General features: G+C 64.4%; 14 protein-coding genes and 1 riboswitch. Of the genes, 8 read left to right on the plus strand and 6 right to left on the minus strand.

Annotated elements, in window-relative coordinates:
- Positions 1-27 precede the first annotated feature (27 nt).
- Positions 28-1,713, plus strand: a complete 1,686-nt coding sequence (locus NKH30_RS07850) for a hypothetical protein (protein ID WP_352768323.1) — start codon at positions 28-30, stop codon at positions 1,711-1,713.
- A 33-nt stretch (positions 1,714-1,746) separates the two neighbouring features.
- On the opposite strand, the gene NKH30_RS07855 is transcribed toward NKH30_RS07850, so the two are convergent.
- From NKH30_RS07855 to NKH30_RS07870, 4 genes are all read right to left on the minus strand, one after another.
- Positions 1,747-2,046 (minus strand): CcdB family protein, encoded by a 300-nt coding sequence (locus NKH30_RS07855; protein WP_352450813.1) that lies wholly within the window; start codon positions 2,044-2,046, stop codon positions 1,747-1,749.
- Complete coding sequence (locus NKH30_RS07860) at positions 2,046-2,288, minus strand: type II toxin-antitoxin system CcdA family antitoxin (RefSeq protein ID WP_254816484.1); 243 nt, start codon at positions 2,286-2,288, stop codon at positions 2,046-2,048. The genes NKH30_RS07855 and NKH30_RS07860 overlap by 1 nt, the downstream gene beginning before the upstream one ends.
- Before the next feature lie 76 nt (positions 2,289-2,364).
- Positions 2,365-4,185, minus strand: a complete 1,821-nt coding sequence (locus NKH30_RS07865) for an ABC-F family ATP-binding cassette domain-containing protein (RefSeq protein ID WP_352994795.1) — start codon at positions 4,183-4,185, stop codon at positions 2,365-2,367.
- 15 nt (positions 4,186-4,200) lie between these two features.
- On the minus strand, positions 4,201-4,845 hold the full coding sequence (locus tag NKH30_RS07870) for a thiamine diphosphokinase (protein WP_352994798.1): 645 nt from the start codon (positions 4,843-4,845) through the stop codon (positions 4,201-4,203).
- A 127-nt stretch (positions 4,846-4,972) separates the two neighbouring features.
- Positions 4,973-5,087, plus strand: a riboswitch (TPP riboswitch).
- A 43-nt stretch (positions 5,088-5,130) separates the two neighbouring features.
- Between NKH30_RS07870 and thiB the strand changes: the two genes are divergently transcribed.
- The 4 genes from thiB to NKH30_RS07890 all read left to right on the plus strand — a co-directional run bounded on the left by thiB (position 5,131) and on the right by NKH30_RS07890 (position 10,763).
- A complete protein-coding gene (gene thiB / locus NKH30_RS07875) occupies positions 5,131-6,144 on the plus strand; it encodes a thiamine ABC transporter substrate binding subunit (RefSeq protein WP_352683378.1) in 1,014 nt (337 codons plus the stop codon).
- Positions 6,145-6,632: 488 nt separating this feature from the next.
- A complete protein-coding gene (gene thiP / locus NKH30_RS07880) occupies positions 6,633-8,252 on the plus strand; it encodes a thiamine/thiamine pyrophosphate ABC transporter permease (protein ID WP_352925944.1) in 1,620 nt (539 codons plus the stop codon).
- Positions 8,249-9,040 (plus strand): thiamine ABC transporter ATP-binding protein, encoded by a 792-nt coding sequence (thiQ, locus tag NKH30_RS07885; RefSeq protein ID WP_352613421.1) that lies wholly within the window; start codon positions 8,249-8,251, stop codon positions 9,038-9,040. The genes thiP and thiQ overlap by 4 nt, the downstream gene beginning before the upstream one ends.
- A 253-nt stretch (positions 9,041-9,293) precedes the next feature.
- Positions 9,294-10,763 carry a M48 family metalloprotease gene (locus tag NKH30_RS07890; protein ID WP_023680559.1) on the plus strand — a complete coding sequence of 490 codons (1,470 nt, stop codon included), beginning with the start codon at positions 9,294-9,296 and terminating at the stop codon, positions 10,761-10,763.
- A 13-nt stretch (positions 10,764-10,776) separates the two neighbouring features.
- Here the strand turns inward: NKH30_RS07890 and NKH30_RS07895 are convergent, their stop codons facing one another.
- Entirely contained in the window at positions 10,777-11,634 is an 858-nt protein-coding gene (locus NKH30_RS07895; RefSeq protein ID WP_023680558.1) for an RNA polymerase factor sigma-32, read from the minus strand.
- A gap of 325 nt (positions 11,635-11,959) precedes the next feature.
- On the opposite strand from NKH30_RS07895, the gene NKH30_RS07900 reads away from it, so the two are divergent.
- From NKH30_RS07900 to NKH30_RS07910, 3 genes are all read left to right on the plus strand, one after another.
- Complete coding sequence (locus tag NKH30_RS07900; protein WP_352452514.1) at positions 11,960-12,733, plus strand: amino acid ABC transporter substrate-binding protein; 774 nt, start codon at positions 11,960-11,962, stop codon at positions 12,731-12,733.
- A 122-nt stretch (positions 12,734-12,855) separates the two neighbouring features.
- Complete coding sequence (locus tag NKH30_RS07905; RefSeq protein ID WP_023721020.1) at positions 12,856-13,536, plus strand: ABC transporter permease subunit; 681 nt, start codon at positions 12,856-12,858, stop codon at positions 13,534-13,536.
- Entirely contained in the window at positions 13,533-14,303 is a 771-nt protein-coding gene (locus tag NKH30_RS07910) for an amino acid ABC transporter ATP-binding protein (protein ID WP_352452513.1), read from the plus strand. Before NKH30_RS07905 ends, NKH30_RS07910 begins: the two co-directional genes overlap by 4 nt.
- 78 nt (positions 14,304-14,381) lie before the next feature.
- Here the strand turns inward: NKH30_RS07910 and NKH30_RS07915 are convergent, their stop codons facing one another.
- A complete protein-coding gene (locus tag NKH30_RS07915; protein WP_006327799.1) occupies positions 14,382-14,963 on the minus strand; it encodes a CarD family transcriptional regulator in 582 nt (193 codons plus the stop codon).
- Positions 14,964-15,165: the final 202 nt, after the last annotated feature.

Here is a 15,165-nt window from a genome sequence, read left to right on the forward strand (position 1 = left end):
CAGAAACAAATGCAGGTCGACTGACGTATGGTAGATTTTGTTCCTATTCTGAAAAAGGCGCTCGATAAACTCGGTGAGCCGTCGGCGGAAGTGCGCGCCAGGGTCTATGACAGGGCCCGTTCGTCAATCGCGAAACAACTCGCAGAGAAGGCCACGATGACGCCTTCCGATGTCGACCGGCAGATGCGTGCACTGGAAGACGCCATCGCCAAAGTCGAGCGGGACTATGCCAAGCCTGCGCCGCCACCCGACCCGCTGGCGGAACTGGAGGACATCTTCTCCTCCATCGACCGCAACAAGAACCAGTCCAGCCATATCCGACAGCCGGCAAAGACGGAGCCGGCATGGCAGCCGGCCAAGACCGAGCCGGCAAAGACGGAGCCAGCAAAGACTGGGCCGGCCTGGCAGCCCACGCCCGCCAAGGCGGCGCCGAACTGGCAAAAGCCGCAGCCCGTCGCTCTTTCTCAGGAGCGCGCTGGTCCGCCGCCGTCCGATATGGAACTTCCGACGGCTGACGGCCAAGACGGCGTTTTTCCGGGCGACGACTTTTCCAACGACGGCGGCCCCGCGGAGGACAGGTTCCAGCGGCTCTATCCTGCGGAGCGCAGGCGCAGCTATGGCGGTGTGATCGCCGCCGCCATTGCTTTGCTCGTCATTGCCGGTGGTGGCTATGGCATCTGGCTGAACAAGGATGCGTTCGGCAGCATGCTCGGCCTCGACTCGACCACAGCCGTCGCCACCGAACCGCTGGTAAAACCAGCCCCGGCCAAGCCGGTGGCCGATGCGGCCGTACCGGCCGCCGCGCCTCCGACGGATTCCGGCGAGGGCGCGAAGTTCACGCAGCGCCTGACGCCCGAGGGCCACGAAGTCGATCCCGGCCCCGCGGCCGGGCAGGCGGGCATCGGCGAAGGCGAATCCGTCGCCGCACTGACCACGCCGCCATCGGCCGCACAAGCGCCGACCACCCCGGCACCGGCCGCGCCGGCTCCGGCCGCACCCGCCGACACGCAAGCCACGGCCAATGCTCCAGCAGTCGATGGGTCCGCTGCACCAACTCCCGCAACGCCGCCCGCCAACGGGGCAGCAGCGCCTGCAGCGGCCGCCCCGCCGCCAGCACCGGCAGCGGCACCAACGGCAGTTCCGCCGCAAGCCACGTTGGCCGTCGGCCAGAAGGCGATCTTCTACGAGGAGCGCACCAGCACCGCTCAAGGCTCGGCCGAGCCCGGCAATATCGTCTGGTCGCTGGTGCAGGAATCGCCCGGCGGCGACCTGCCGCCCGAGCCGGCGATCCGCGCCGAGGCGACCATTCCAGGCAAGGATATCCAGTTGCGCATGACGATCCGTCGCAACACCGACCAGACGCTGCCGGCCAGCCATATTATCGAGATGATCTTCCTGACGCCTGACGGCTTCGAGGGCGGCGGCGTCGACAACATCCTGCGTGTCGCCATGAAGGGCTCCGAGCAGGATGCCGGAAGCCCGCTGATCGGCATCCCGGCCAAGATCGCCGACGGTTTCTTCCTGGTTGCGCTCAACGATACCAAGGCGGATGAAGACGCCAATCTGACCTTGCTCAGAGGTCAGGACTGGATCGACGTGCCGGTCGTCTACAAGACCGGGCGGCGGGCGCTGCTCACCATGGAAAAGGGCATTCCAGGCGAGAAGGTGTTCGACGAGGCGCTTAAGGCCTGGCAGACTAAGACGGCGGGGTGAAGACGGTCCGCCACCCCGAAGCTCCCCAGCAGTTCAGAAGCCCTGGAACAGCATATCGAGCGCGGCCACGATCTCGTCGTGATGCCTCGTCAGATTCAGTCGGCTCTCGCCCAGTTCCGTCGCCGCAACCGTGGCGATCAAATGGGTGGCCATGACCAATTTCCGACCATTGATCTCGAAAATCGGATGGAGCTTTCGCATTGGTGATGGCGCCATCGCAGCCGGCAGAAGCGGGACGACCACCCGGGTCTTGAAATGGTCTAGCAGATCGGCCTGGACGTCGAGGAGATAGCCGCCTTCGATGCTACCCGCGAAGACGTCGTAGCGGGCCATCAGAATTGCCGATGTTCTGCCAGCGGAATACCGTGTTTTTCGACATATTCGTTCCACGCATCTATCGTCGCGCGGTTCTCAAGCTTCCACAGCCGCGTCTTTTCGGCGGCCACGGCCTCGGCGATGCCGGCTTCAGCGGCGCGCGAGACATTCACATCGAGCCCCTTGGCTTCCTTCATGAGCTTTGAGTCGATCGACAGATTTGCCGGCTGGCGAACCGCATTCACAGCTATCTTGCGCATGATCACCTCCACAGTATGCGCATAACATATGCGCATTCCTCTCTAGTCGCAATGACAAGGTGCTTGAACTCGCGAATTACCCCTCCATCTCCTCGCGCAGCATTTCCAGTTCCAGCCATTCCTCCTCGAGCGCTGCCAGTGTGACGCGCTCCTTGTCGAGCGCGGCAATCGTCTTCTGGAACGAGGCCGGATCGCGCTCGTAATAGGCCGGATCGGCGATGTTGTTCTCCAGCCGCGAGATCGAGGCCGACACCGCCTCGATCTTCTTGGGTAAGGTTTCCAGCGCGAATTTCTGCTTGAACGACAGTTTCTTGGCCGGGCCCTTCATTGCGGCCGCTTCGTTCCTGCTTGCCGCCGTCGCGTCGCCCGTCTCGGCCTTTGGTCGCGCCTTGCGGTCGTCCAGCCTGGTGCCGCCGCGCTGCGCCAGCATGTCGGAATAGCCGCCGGCATATTCGATCCAGCGGCCGTCACCATCCGGCGCGATGATGCTGGTCACGGTGCGGTCGAGGAAATCGCGATCGTGGCTGACCAGGATCACCGTGCCGGCAAAGCCGGCGACCAATTCCTGCAGCAGCTCCAGCGTCTCCATGTCGAGGTCGTTGGTCGGCTCGTCGAGCACAAGCAGGTTTGCCGGCCGCGCCAAAACGCGGGCGAGGATCAGCCGCGCCCGCTCGCCGCCCGAAAGCTCGCGCACCGGCGTGCGCGCCTGTTCCGGCTTGAACAGGAAGTCTTTCATGTAAGAGACGACGTGGCGCTGCTCGCCATTGATGACGAGGTTCTCGCCGCGCCCGTCGGTGAGATACTGCGCCAATGTCTCCTGCGGGTCGACGGCTTCGCGCTTCTGGTCGAGCGTGGCGATCTCCAGATTTGTGCCGAGCCGCACCGTGCCCGCGTCCGGCTTCAATTCGCCGGTCAGCATCTTCAACAGCGTCGTCTTGCCGGCGCCGTTCGGCCCGACCAGACCGACGCGATCGCCGCGCTGGATTCGGGTCGAGAATCCCTTGACCACGGTCAGATCGCCAAAGGTCTTCTCGATGTTCTTGGCTTCGATCACCAGCTTGCCGGATTCGGCGGCGTCGCTGGCTGTCATCGTCGCCGCACCCTCGGCGCCGCGATGACCACGAAAGCGCTGGCGCATGGTCTGCAACTCACCGAGCCGGCGCATGTTGCGCTTGCGCCGCGCTGTCACGCCATAGCGCAGCCAGTGCTCCTCGCGCACGATCTGGCGACCGAGCTTGTGCTGCTCGCGCTCTTCCTCCTCCAGCACCGTGTCGCGCCATTCCTCGAAATAGCCAAAGCCCTTGTCGAGACGGCGGGTCTGGCCGCGGTCGAGCCAGATTGTGGCGCGTGACACGCGCTCGAGAAAACGGCGGTCATGCGAGATGACGACCAGTGCCGAGGAGGTGCGGGCAAGCTCCTCCTCCAGCCATTCGATGACCGAAAGGTCAAGATGATTGGTCGGCTCATCGAGGAGGAGAATGTCGGGCTCCGGCGCCATGACGCGGGCGAGGGCGGCGCGCCGCGCCTCGCCGCCGGAAAGGTCGTTCGGCCGTTCCTCGCCGGTCAGGCCGAGATGCTCCATCAGATAGGTGGCGCGGTAGGGATCGTCGGCGGGCCCGAGCCCCGCCTCGACATAGGCGCGGACGGTCGCAAAACCGTCCATGTCGGGCATTTGCGGCAAGTAGCGCACGGTCGCCGACGGCTGGCGGAAGACTTCGCCATCCTGCGGTTCGATCAGCCCGGCGGCGATCTTGAGGAGCGTCGATTTACCAGAGCCGTTGCGGCCGACCAGGGCGATCTTGTCGCCAGCCGAGGCCGTCAGGGCGGCACCGTCGAGCAACGGCGTGCCGCCAAAGGTCAGCTTTATCCCGTCGAGATTGAGAAGCGGCGGCGCCATATCAGCTTTCTGGGCTCAGCTTTCCGGAAGAGGGTAGGGATGCGCGAGCAGCAGCGCCCGGCCGCCGGCCAGCGCGATTTCCAGCCGGCCCCTGACCTCGTTGGAAATGGTCAGCGACGAGCCGAACGCAACCTCGACATGGTCGAGCGGCCATTTGGCGCCGGTGACTGTCAGGCCGGCGAGATCCGAAAAGCCGAGCACCGAAAACAGCGTGCCGTCGGCATAGTCGAAGCCAGTCTTTCCAGGCAGCAAAGGAATGCCTTCCTGTGCGCCGCTGGTCAAAAGCACTTCCGTTCCGCCTTCCGCCAGCCGGACGCTCAGCGCCAGATGCAGGAAGATGTGGTCGGTACGTTTGCCGCCGAAGGCGCCTGCGAGCACAAGGCTTGTCGCACCGCGTTCGAGCGCGGCGGCGATAGCGAGTTCACCGTCGGTCTTGTCTTTTTCGGCAGGAAATACCTGCCGTGGCACGGCGGCCAGATCCTCCGGCAACTCGGCAGGCACGGAATCGAAATCGCCGACCCAGAGTTCCGGCCTCAGGCCCAGCATGCGGGCATGACCGATGCCGGCGTCGGCGGCGATGACGCGCGAGCCTTCGACCTGGCGGTCGAGCAGCGGCGTGCGGATGAGATCGCCGCCAAGCAGGATGGTGAATGTGCTCATATCTCGTGGCCCTTACCAGCCCTGCCCCGGAAACGGAAGATGAAACGGCAGACGAAACGGAAGGCTGGGCTTTGGATGTCCGGCAAACTTCCGCTTGCGCAGCACTTCGGCCGGGCCTATGTGTCGCAACGCTCTAACGGGGTGCCGGACGCGATCTTCGCGGACCGGCTGAGAGGCAAGACTGCCAACCCGCTGAACCTGATCCGGTTTGTACCGGCGGAGGGATTAGACGTTTCGGACAGCCCGACGCCTCAATTCCTTTCAACGCGAACGAAGGAGGCGCCGATGCGCAGTTTTTTCCACTCTCTTGTCTCAATTGTCCTGCTTGCGGCATCCGCGCTCGCCCTGCCGGGGCAGGCATCGGCACAGGATAGACTGACGGTCTATACCTATGAAAGCTTCACCGCCGATTGGGGTCCGGGACCGGCAGTGAAGAAGGCCTTCGAGGCCGAATGCAGTTGCGTCGTCGAATTCGTCTCGGTCGCCGACGGCGTGGCGCTGCTCAACCGTGTGAAGCTGGAAGGCGCCGCGACCAAGGCCGATATCGTACTTGGCCTCGATACCAACTTAACCGCCGACGCCAAGGCAACCGGCCTGTTTTCGCCGCACGGCGCCGTCTCGGGCGTCAATGTGCCGGGCGGCTGGAGCGACGATATTTTCGTGCCGTTCGACTATGGCTATTTCGCCGTCGTCTACGATACCGAAAAACTGAAGAGCCCGCCGAAGAGCCTCAGGGAATTGGTCGAGGGCGATGCCGGAGAGAAGATCGTCATCCAGGATCCGCGCACCTCGACGCCGGGCCTTGGCCTGCTGCTGTGGGTCAAATCGGTCTATGGCGACAAGGCGCCGGAAGCCTGGGCCAAACTCAAGGCGAAGGTGCTGACGGTAACGCCGGGCTGGAGCGAGGCCTACGGCCTGTTCACCAAGGGCGAGGCGCCGATGGTGCTGTCCTACACCACCTCGCCGGCCTACCACATGGTCGCCGAAAACACCGAGCGCTACCAGGCGGCGTCCTTCGAGGAGGGCGAATATCTGCAGATCGAGGTTGCGGGGATCACCACCAAGGGCGCGAAGAACCCGCTGGCGGAAAAGTTCATTGCCTTCATGACCGGACCGAAATTCCAGGATGTCATTCCCGAAACCAATTGGATGTTCCCGGCCGGCAAAACCGACAAGCCGCTCAACCCGGCGTTCGACAAGCTGGTCAAGCCGACCAAGACCCTGCTGTTCAGCCCGGAAGACGTCGCGGCCAACCGCAAGGCCTGGGTCGATGAGTGGCTTGCGGCGATGAGCAGGTAGGGCTCAAGCCTCGTCGGATGTTTGCGCCAAGCCACCCCCCTCTGGCCTGCCGGCCATCTCCCCCTCAAGGGCACGGCTATCGCAGATGGAACGCCGAGGCTTTCGCTCTACGACGTACCCCCACCCCTAACCCCTCCCCACAAGGGGGAGGGAGACTTCCGTTGGCACTGACCTCGGCAAATTGTCTGCCTTTCGGCGCCAAAAGGGGAAGTAAGGGCATGCGGCAGCGTTCCCTCCCCCTTGTGGGGAGGGTTAGGGTGGGGGTCCAACTTCGTAAGAATCCAAATGCGATAGCCCTGCCCTCAAGGGGGAGATCGGCAGCTTTGTCGCCTCTCCTCGTCCTGCCACTTGTGAGATTGGCGAAGGCGGCTGAGTGCGCAATCTCCCCCCTTGAGGGGGAGATGGCCGGCAGGCCAGAGAGGGGTGGGCTCGGCCATTGTCAGGTATTTCCTTCGATCAACACCTGTCGTAGTGTCGGGTAGCACGACATGCGTACGCGTCATCCGGCCGATCCCCGCGTCACTGCCGGCATCGTCGCGCTCGCCGCCGTCGCGCTGCTGATCGGCGGGGCATTCGCCGGGCTCGTCGTCGAAGCCACACGCGACCTGTCCGGCGCCGCCGCCGCTTTCGATTCCTATCTCTTGCGCGTCGTCCGTTTCACGCTCTGGCAGGCTCTGCTGTCGACCCTGCTCTCCGTTGCACCGGCGCTGTTCATCGCGCGCGCCCTGTCGCGGCATCCACGTTTTTTCGGGCGAGGCTTCATCCTCCAGCTTTTCGCCGTGCCACTGGCGCTGCCGGCCATTGTTGCCGCACTCGGTGTCTTGGCGCTCTATGGCCGCGCCGGCTATTTTGCCGGCACGCTCGGCGCGCTAGGCGGCCAGAGCTGGCCCGGCATCTATGGCCTGTCGGGCATACTCGTTGCGCATGTCTTCTTCAACCTGCCGCTGGCGACGCGGCTGTTCCTGGAGGCGTTGCAGACCGTGCCGGCTAACCAATGGCGGCTGGCGAGCCAGCTTGGCATGGGGGCTGCGCCGGCCTTCCGGCTGATCGAATGGCCGCCGTTGCGTGCGGCCCTGCCGGGCGTTGCCGGGCTCGTTTTCATGCTGTGCATCACCTCCTTCACCATCGTGCTTACGCTCGGCGGCGGGCCGCGCGCGACGACGCTGGAGGTTGCCATCTACCAGGCGCTGCGTTTCGACTTCGACCCGGCGCGGGCGGTGACGCTGACCTTGCTGCAGATTGCCCTGACCTTCGTCGTCGTGCTGGCCTTGACGCGGCTTGGCGCCAATATGACCGGCGACGCCAATCTGCCGGTGGCGCCGCGCCGGTATTTTTCAGCCGGTGCGGCCGAGACCGTGCTGAACGCGCTGGCGATCGGGCTCGCACTGCTGTTTGTCGCCGGGCCGATGGCGGCCACGCTGGCAGCCGGGCTTGGCGCCGATCTCGGCCGCCTGGCCGGCGAGAGCGCGGTGCGGCAAGCGACGGCGACCAGTGCCGTGCTCTCCCTCCTGTCGGCGCTGCTCTCTGTGGCGTTGTCGCTGTCGCTGGTGATGGCGCGCCGGGCGCTGGCGCTCACCCGGCGGAGCGGCAGGAGGACGCTGCTCGAACACCTGGCCGACACCGGTGCGGGGTTCGTCCTGGTGGTGCCGCCCATCGTCATCGGTGCCGGCTGGTTCTTGCTCCTGCGCACCGTCGGCGATGTCTTTGCGATCGCCCCTGTCATGGTCGTTGCGGTCAATGCAGTGATGGCGATGCCGTTCGCCATCCGCGCCATCCGCCCTGCCTATGACGCGGCGAGCGAACGCCACGAACGGCTCTGCGCACAGCTTGGCATCTCGGGCTGGAACCGGTTGCGGCTGGTCGACTGGCCGTCGCTGCGGCGGCCGCTCGCCACCGGCTTCGCGTTCGCCATGGCGCTGTCGCTCGGCGATCTCGGCGTCATTGCGCTGTTCGGCAGCGATTCCGTGCAGACCTTGCCCTATCTGCTGCTGGCGCGCATGGGCAGTTACCGCACCGAGGATGCCGCCGGCCTGGCGCTGCTGCTCGGCCTTGTCTGCCTGGCGCTGGTGTTGGCCGCGGACTGGCTGGGAAGGAGGGAGAAATCATGATGCCGATCAGCCCGGAACGGTCCATTTCGGTGGAAAAAGGCGCGGCCGTGCGGCTCGATAATGTCTCGTTCAGCTATGGTGAAACGCCGCTTATATTCGATGTCGATTTCCCGGCGTCGGAAATCACCGCCATCATGGGGCCGAGCGGTTCGGGAAAGTCGACGCTGCTCAATCTGGTGGCCGGCTTCGAGACGCCGCGGTCGGGCCGCGTGCTGATCGGCGGCGCCGACGTCAGCACTGCGCCGCCATCAGCGCGGCCGGTATCGATGGTGTTCCAGGAAAACAACCTGTTTGCCCATCTGTCCCTCGAGCAGAATGTCGGGCTCGGCCGCTCGCCTTCGCTCAGGCTGAGCGAGGCTGACCGCGCCGCAATCGCCGCAGCGCTGAAGCGCGTCGGCCTTGCCGGCAAGGAAAGCCGGCTGCCGCGCGAACTCTCCGGCGGCGAGCGGCAGCGCGTCGCGCTCGCCCGGGTCCTGGTGCGCGACCGGCCGGTGCTGTTGCTCGACGAGCCGTTCGCTTCGCTCGGACCGGCACTGCGCGACGACATGCTCGACCTGGTGGCCGACGTCCATTCGGAGCAGCGCATGACGGTCTTATTCGTCACGCACCAGCCGGACGATGCGCGCCGTATCGGCCAAAACATGGTTTTCCTGGATGGTGGCACGGTTGCCGCGACGGGCACCGCGGCCGATTTTTTCGTCGGGGCTGGACCGGAGGCATTCCGACGCTATATCGGCTCGGGTCCGTTTGCGGCTGGATCACGAGATGTTGCCCGGAAGCGGACATAATTTATGGTCAAACCGGCGGAAGGCGAAGCGGCGCTTGCTTGCCATGGTCGAGGTAGTGTGGCTAGGTCCGCCAGGAGCTGGTCCGGCCTAGGCCGTGATTTGCCCTTGCTGCCTCGTATCTGTCGGACGCACGAAGGACGCCGTAGCACTTGATTTGCGCGTGATGCTTTCCGGAAATCGCGCCCGATTTTCGCGGTCACGTGCCAGGACTTGAAAGGAAGCCGATCTGCCGACCGGCATCGACAATCGGAGGGTGAAACCGCTGGCGCGCTTTCTGGCGCTGGCCGGTCTTGCCGTGGCGCTGGCAAGCTGCCAGATGTTCACGCCTCCCGACGTGCAGGAATCAGGCTTTCAGCCCTCAGACAAGCCGATCACGGTCGACAATGTCGCCGCCAACGGCAAGCTCGCTCAACTGGCGAAGGCGCAGCACCCGCGCATCCTCGCCACCTATGGCGGCGAGTATTCCGACCCCAAGCTCGAGCGCATGGTGGCCAAGATCGTCGGCAGACTGACCGTGGTGTCGGCCAACCCAACCCAGACCTACCGCATCACCATCCTCAACTCGCCCAACGTCAATGCCTTCGCGCTGCCGGGCGGCTATCTCTACATCACCCGCGGGCTGCTGGCGCTGGCCAACGATTCCGCCGAGCTGGCCGCCGTCATCGCGCATGAGATGGGCCACGTTACGGCCAACCACGGCCTGCAGCGCCAGCAGCTGGAAGCCGAAGAGGGGTTGGCGACCAAGGTCGTTTCGGACGTGCTCGGCGACAACCCGACGGCCAAGGCGGCGCTGATCCGCGGCAAGCTGAGGCTGGCCCAGTTCTCGCGCAATCAGGAGCTGGAGGCCGATGCCATCGGCATCAAGTCAATCGGCGAAGCCGGTTTCGACCCCTACGCCGCCGGCCGCTTCCTGCAGTCGATGTCGGCCTATACCGATTTTCGCTCGATCAGCGGCGCCACCGACGCCAGCCTCGACTTCCTGGCGACGCACCCCAACACGCCGCAGCGTATCGATCTCGCGCAGCGCCACGCCCGCCAGTTCGGCGCGCCTGGTGTCGGGTCGCGCGACCGCGATTCATTTCTTGCCGGCGTAGACGGGCTGCTTTACGGCGACACGCCGGAGGAAGGCTACGTGCGCGGCGAAACCTTCCTGCACCCTGGCCTCGGTGTGTCGTTCTCGGTGCCCAACGGTTTCGTCATCGACAATTCGGCGGCGGCGGTGACGGCGACCGGCCCGGGCGACATGGCGATCCGCTTCGACGGCGTTTCGATCGACAAGAACCGCTCGCTGACCGACTACATCCGCAGCGGTTGGGTTGCCGGCCTCGACGACAGCAGCGTGCGCCAGGAGACGATCAACGGCAACGAAGCGGCAACCGCGCATGCCGGCGCCGATGGCTGGCAATTCGACATTGCGGTGATCCGCGCCGGCGGCCAGGTCTACCGCTTGCTGACTGCTGCACCGTCGGCCAGCACCTCGCTGAGCACGGTGGCGCGCTCGGTCAGCGGCTCGTTCCGCATCCTGAGTGCTGCCGAGAAGGCGGCGTTGAAGCCGCTGCGTATCCGCATCGTCACGGTGCAGCCGGGCCAGACAATGGGCTCCCTGGCCGCACAGATGGTCGGCGTCGACCGCAAGCTGGATTTGTTCAGGGTGCTCAACGCGCTGTCGCCGGGTGCCGCGGTTTCGGCCGGCGACAAGGTCAAGATCGTCACCGACAAATAGCAGCCGACGCGATTCAGGCTGCGAGAAATTCCGGATTCTGCTTTACCAGCGCCGCCTTGAGCTTTTCCATGGCGCGCGCCTCGATCTGCCGGACACGTTCCTTGGAGATGCCGAGGGTCTCGCCGAGCGCTTCGAGCGTCGCGCCCTCGTCGCTCAGCCGGCGTTCCTCGATAATCCTGAGCTCGCGCGCATTGAGAGCGCCGAGTGCCGTCTTCAGCCACACCGAGCGGCGTTCGACGTCGATCGTATCGCCGACGACCTCATCGGGCAGCGGGTCATCCGAAACCAGGAACTCCATCCGCTCGGTTGCGCCCGCATCGTCGGCTAGCGGCGTGTTGAGCGAGCTGTCCGGCGCCGAAAGGCGGGAATCCATCATCGCCACATCGGCCTCCGATACCCCGAGAGCCGCCGACACTTCGCGGTAGAGCGTGGCATTCGACATCTGCTCGGCGCCGTTTGCCAGGCGGGCGCGCAGGCGCCGCAGGTTGAAGAATAGCGCCTTTTGCGCCGAGCTAGTGCCGCCGCGCACGATCGACCAGTTGCGCAGGATATAGTCCTGCATCGAGGCGCGAATCCACCAAGTCGCGTAGGTCGAGAACCGCACCTCGCGCTCGGGCTCGAAACGGGCCGCTGCCTCCAGCAGCCCGACATGGCCTTCCTGGATCAGGTCGCCCAGCGGAAGGCCGTAGTGGCGAAACCGCGACGCCATGGAAATGACCAACCGCATATGCGCGACGGTGATGCGGTGCAGCGCGTGCTGGTCATTGTTTTCCTTCCAGCGCAGCGCCAGGAGATGCTCTTCGTCACGTTCCAGATAAGGGGCTTTCATCGCCGCGCGAACCATGGTCCGTCCTGCACTGTCTTCCATCATGCCGCGCTCCTGCTCCAGGCGTTGCGGTGCAATCGAATCGTGAGTTGGCGCCGATGGTTGAAATGGCGGCGCCGCGCCCTACAACAGCGAAGAACGTGCCATGCGGGGGAATGTTCCCCCGGACTGTCATGTCGATTGTGCTGTTCCAGGCGATTCGCCACCGGCCTTGACTCAGCCGGATGGCGCCGGGAGATGCTGGTTGAGAATTGGATTTCAAGGGCGCGAGATTTTTGAAATTTAGTTTCTTATTCTGGCATCGCGCATCTGTCATTTTCCGGCACTCGCAATGACGCCGGACATCGGCCAAGGACGGGATCACAGAAAAATGAAATGGCTCAAATCGCTCATTATCGCCGGAACGCTGCAGGTTCTGGCCGTCGCCGCCAGTCATGCCGGCGCCAATCTCGACCAGATCAAGCAGGCCGGCGTCTTCAAAGTCGGCACGGAAGGAACCTATGCGCCCTTCACCTATCATGATGCTTCCGGCGCGCTGGTCGGCTTCGACGTCGAGATCGCGCGGGCCATCGCCGAGCGCCTCGGCGTCAAGGCCCAGTTCCTCGAAGGCAAATGGGACGGGCTGATCGCCGGTCTCGACGCCAACCGCTACGATGCCGTCATCAACGAGGTCGGCATCACCGAGGCGCGCAAGGCTAAATATGATTTCTCCGATCCTTACATCGCCTCCAAGGCAGTGCTGATCGTGCGCGGCGACAACACCGACATCAAGGGTTTCGCCGATCTCAAGGGCAAGAAGGCGGCGCAGTCGTTGACTTCGAACTTCGGCAAGCTGGCTGAAACCAACGGCGCCGAACTCGTCGGCACCGACGGCTTCGACCAGTCGATCCAGCTGCTTCTTACCGGCCGCGCCGACGCCACCATCAACGACAGCCTGTCCTTCCTCGACTTCAAGAAGCACAAGCCCGACGCCAATGTGAAGATTGCCGCCCAGGAAGAAAACGCCGACTATTCCGGCGTCATCGTGCGCAAGGGCGATCCGGAACTGGTGGCCGCCATCAATAAGGCGCTGGCCGACATCAAGGCCGACGGCACCTACAAGAAAATCGCCGACACCTATTTCGGCCAGGACGTTTCGAAGTAAAACGGCTTTCTCGTGTGGGCCGAATGCCGGCCCGCGTCGTTCGTATCGCGGCGAGCTGTCTTTCGACGGCCCGCCGCTTTCGCGTGATATGAGCGACGGCAATCTGGCAAGGAGGAGCCTTCGTGCCGCACTGGCTGCAATTGATGCTGGAATCCCTGCCTACGCTGCTGTGGGCTGCACTGATCTTCACCGTGCCGTTGACGCTGCTGTCGTTTGCATTCGGTCTTGTCCTAGGCCTGGTTGTAGCGCTTGTCCGGCTGTTCGGTCCCAAACCGCTGGTCGCCGTGGTCCGCTTCTACGTCTGGATATTCCGCGGCACGCCGCTTCTCGTGCAACTGTTCCTTATCTTCTACGGCCTGCCATCGGTCGGCATCCTGCTCGACGCCTTTCCAGCGGCACTGATCGGCTTCACCTTGAACATCGGTGCTTATTCGTCGGAAATCATCCGCGCCGTCATCGGTTCGGTGCCCAAGGGCCAGTGGGAAGCGGCCTATTCGATCGGCATGACCTGGGCCCAGGCAATGCGGCGCACCATTCTTCCACAGGCGGGCCGCGTCGCCGTGCCGCCGCTGTCCAACACCTTCATCTCGCTGGTCAAGGACACTTCGCTCGCCGCCGCCATCACTGTGCCGGAGATGTTCCAGGCAGCGCAGCGCATCGTCGCCACCACCTATGAGCCGCTGATCCTCTATGTCGAGGCAGCGGCCCTCTATCTGGTCATGAGCTCCGTGCTGTCGGCCTTGCAGGCGCGGCTGGAAACGCGGCTCAACCGTTATGGCGGCTTCCTGGAGGCGCGCGCATGATCGGCCTCACCAACATCGAAAAGCGTTTCGGCGACAATTTGGTGCTGAAGGGCGTCACCGTCACGATCGAGGAAGGCAGCGTTACGGCGCTTGTCGGGCCGTCGGGCGGAGGGAAGAGCACGCTTTTGCGCTGCATCAACCTGCTCGAGCTGCCGACTTCAGGCACGGTACGGATCGGCGACGATGCACTCGAATTCCATCCCGGCGGCAGGGTCTCGACCAGGGATATCCAGCGGCTGCGGCTGCAGACCGGCATGGTGTTCCAGAATTTCCAGCTGTTTCCGCATCGCACTGCGATCGAGAACATCATGGAGGGGCTGGTGACGGTGCTGAAATGGCCCAAGGAGAGGGCGCGCGAACGGGCGCTGGCCCTGCTCGAAAAAGTCGGCATGGCGCACAAGGCCGATGCCTGGCCGGCGACCCTGTCGGGCGGCCAGCAGCAGCGCGTGGCGATTGCCCGGGCGCTGGCGCCTTCGCCGAAGGTCCTGCTCTGCGACGAGCCGACCTCGGCACTCGATCCGGAACTGGCGCAGGAGGTGGTTGACGTGCTCGGCAAGCTCGCCAGCGAGGGCACGACCATGGTGATGGCGACGCATGACCTGCGGCTCGCCTCCAAGATCGCGCGGGAAGTGGTGTTCCTCGATGCCGGCAACATCGTCGAACAAGGCCCGGCCGCGGTGCTGTTCAGCAACCCGGAACGCCAGCGGACCAAGCGGTTCATCGCCACGCTGAAGCACGAGGCGGAAAGGGAGGGCGGCGAAGGTTAGATATGCCCGTCGCCGGTCAGCTAAGACAAAAAAACCCGGCGCGAGGCCGGGTTTTCCATGTTTCCTGGGCGAAAAGGCTCAGGCAGCTTCTTCCTGCTCGGCTTCCTCGTTGTCGGCCTTGGCGCCGCGCTTCGGGCCCTTGTTGAGGTTCACCTCGATGAGGCGGACCGCTTCGGTCTCCGACATGCGGTTGACGGCCGCGATCTCGCGGGCCATGCGGTCGAGGGCCGCCTCGTAGAGCTGGCGCTCGGAATAGGACTGCTCCGGCTGGTTATCGGCGCGGTAAAGGTCGCGCACCACTTCCGAGATCGAGATCAGATCGCCGGAGTTGATCTTGGCATCATATTCCTGGGCACGGCGTGACCACATGGTGCGCTTGACGCGGGCGCGGCCCTGCACGACCTTCAGCGCGCGCTCGACATAATCCTCTTCCGACAGCTTGCGCATGCCGATCGAGGTCGCCTTGGCGACCGGCACCTTGAGGCGCATCTTGTCCTTCTGGAAGTCGATGACGAACAGCTCCAGCTTGTGGCCCGCGACTTCCTGCTCGTCGATCGAGACGATCTGGCCGACACCATGCGCCGGATAAACGATGTACTCGCCGGTCTTGAAACCGTGGCGCGCTGCGGTGGACTTCTTCTGCGGGGTGATCGTTGCCATTACGCCCTGAACTCCTTGTTGTGGTACCGGCATCGTGCCGGCCCGAACTCGTGCGACCGGGGTGACCGGTCCTCAGCCACACAACGATGAACTCACCGGAAAGGCCAGGACCGGCAAATCGCAACATTGCGACCGCCTGCCCCAGATCGCTCTGGTCCGGATTGAGAAATTCACCTTTCAGTGATTTGGGGCGTTTGCGCCA

This window comes from Mesorhizobium sp. M1273 (genome assembly GCF_040318195.1).
In the GTDB taxonomy this organism is placed as follows: domain Bacteria; phylum Pseudomonadota; class Alphaproteobacteria; order Rhizobiales; family Rhizobiaceae; genus Mesorhizobium.

What these genes read in the sequence shown, in the direction of transcription:
- NKH30_RS07910 (WP_352452513.1), top strand. Translation starts at nt 13,533, where the DNA reads ATGATCGGCCTCACCAACATCGAAAAGCGTTTCGGCGACAATTTGGTG.
- thiB (WP_352683378.1), top strand. Translation starts at nt 5,131, where the DNA reads ATGCGCAGTTTTTTCCACTCTCTTGTCTCAATTGTCCTGCTTGCGGCA.
- NKH30_RS07850 (WP_352768323.1), top strand. Translation starts at nt 28, where the DNA reads ATGGTAGATTTTGTTCCTATTCTGAAAAAGGCGCTCGATAAACTCGGT.
- NKH30_RS07895 (WP_023680558.1), bottom strand. Translation starts at nt 11,634, where the DNA reads ATGATGGAAGACAGTGCAGGACGGACCATGGTTCGCGCGGCGATGAAA.
- NKH30_RS07860 (WP_254816484.1), bottom strand. Translation starts at nt 2,288, where the DNA reads ATGCGCAAGATAGCTGTGAATGCGGTTCGCCAGCCGGCAAATCTGTCG.
- thiQ (WP_352613421.1), top strand. Translation starts at nt 8,249, where the DNA reads ATGATGCCGATCAGCCCGGAACGGTCCATTTCGGTGGAAAAAGGCGCG.
- NKH30_RS07900 (WP_352452514.1), top strand. Translation starts at nt 11,960, where the DNA reads ATGAAATGGCTCAAATCGCTCATTATCGCCGGAACGCTGCAGGTTCTG.
- thiP (WP_352925944.1), top strand. Translation starts at nt 6,633, where the DNA reads ATGCGTACGCGTCATCCGGCCGATCCCCGCGTCACTGCCGGCATCGTC.
- NKH30_RS07870 (WP_352994798.1), bottom strand. Translation starts at nt 4,845, where the DNA reads ATGAGCACATTCACCATCCTGCTTGGCGGCGATCTCATCCGCACGCCG.
- NKH30_RS07855 (WP_352450813.1), bottom strand. Translation starts at nt 2,046, where the DNA reads ATGGCCCGCTACGACGTCTTCGCGGGTAGCATCGAAGGCGGCTATCTC.
- NKH30_RS07865 (WP_352994795.1), bottom strand. Translation starts at nt 4,185, where the DNA reads ATGGCGCCGCCGCTTCTCAATCTCGACGGGATAAAGCTGACCTTTGGC.
- NKH30_RS07915 (WP_006327799.1), bottom strand. Translation starts at nt 14,963, where the DNA reads ATGGCAACGATCACCCCGCAGAAGAAGTCCACCGCAGCGCGCCACGGT.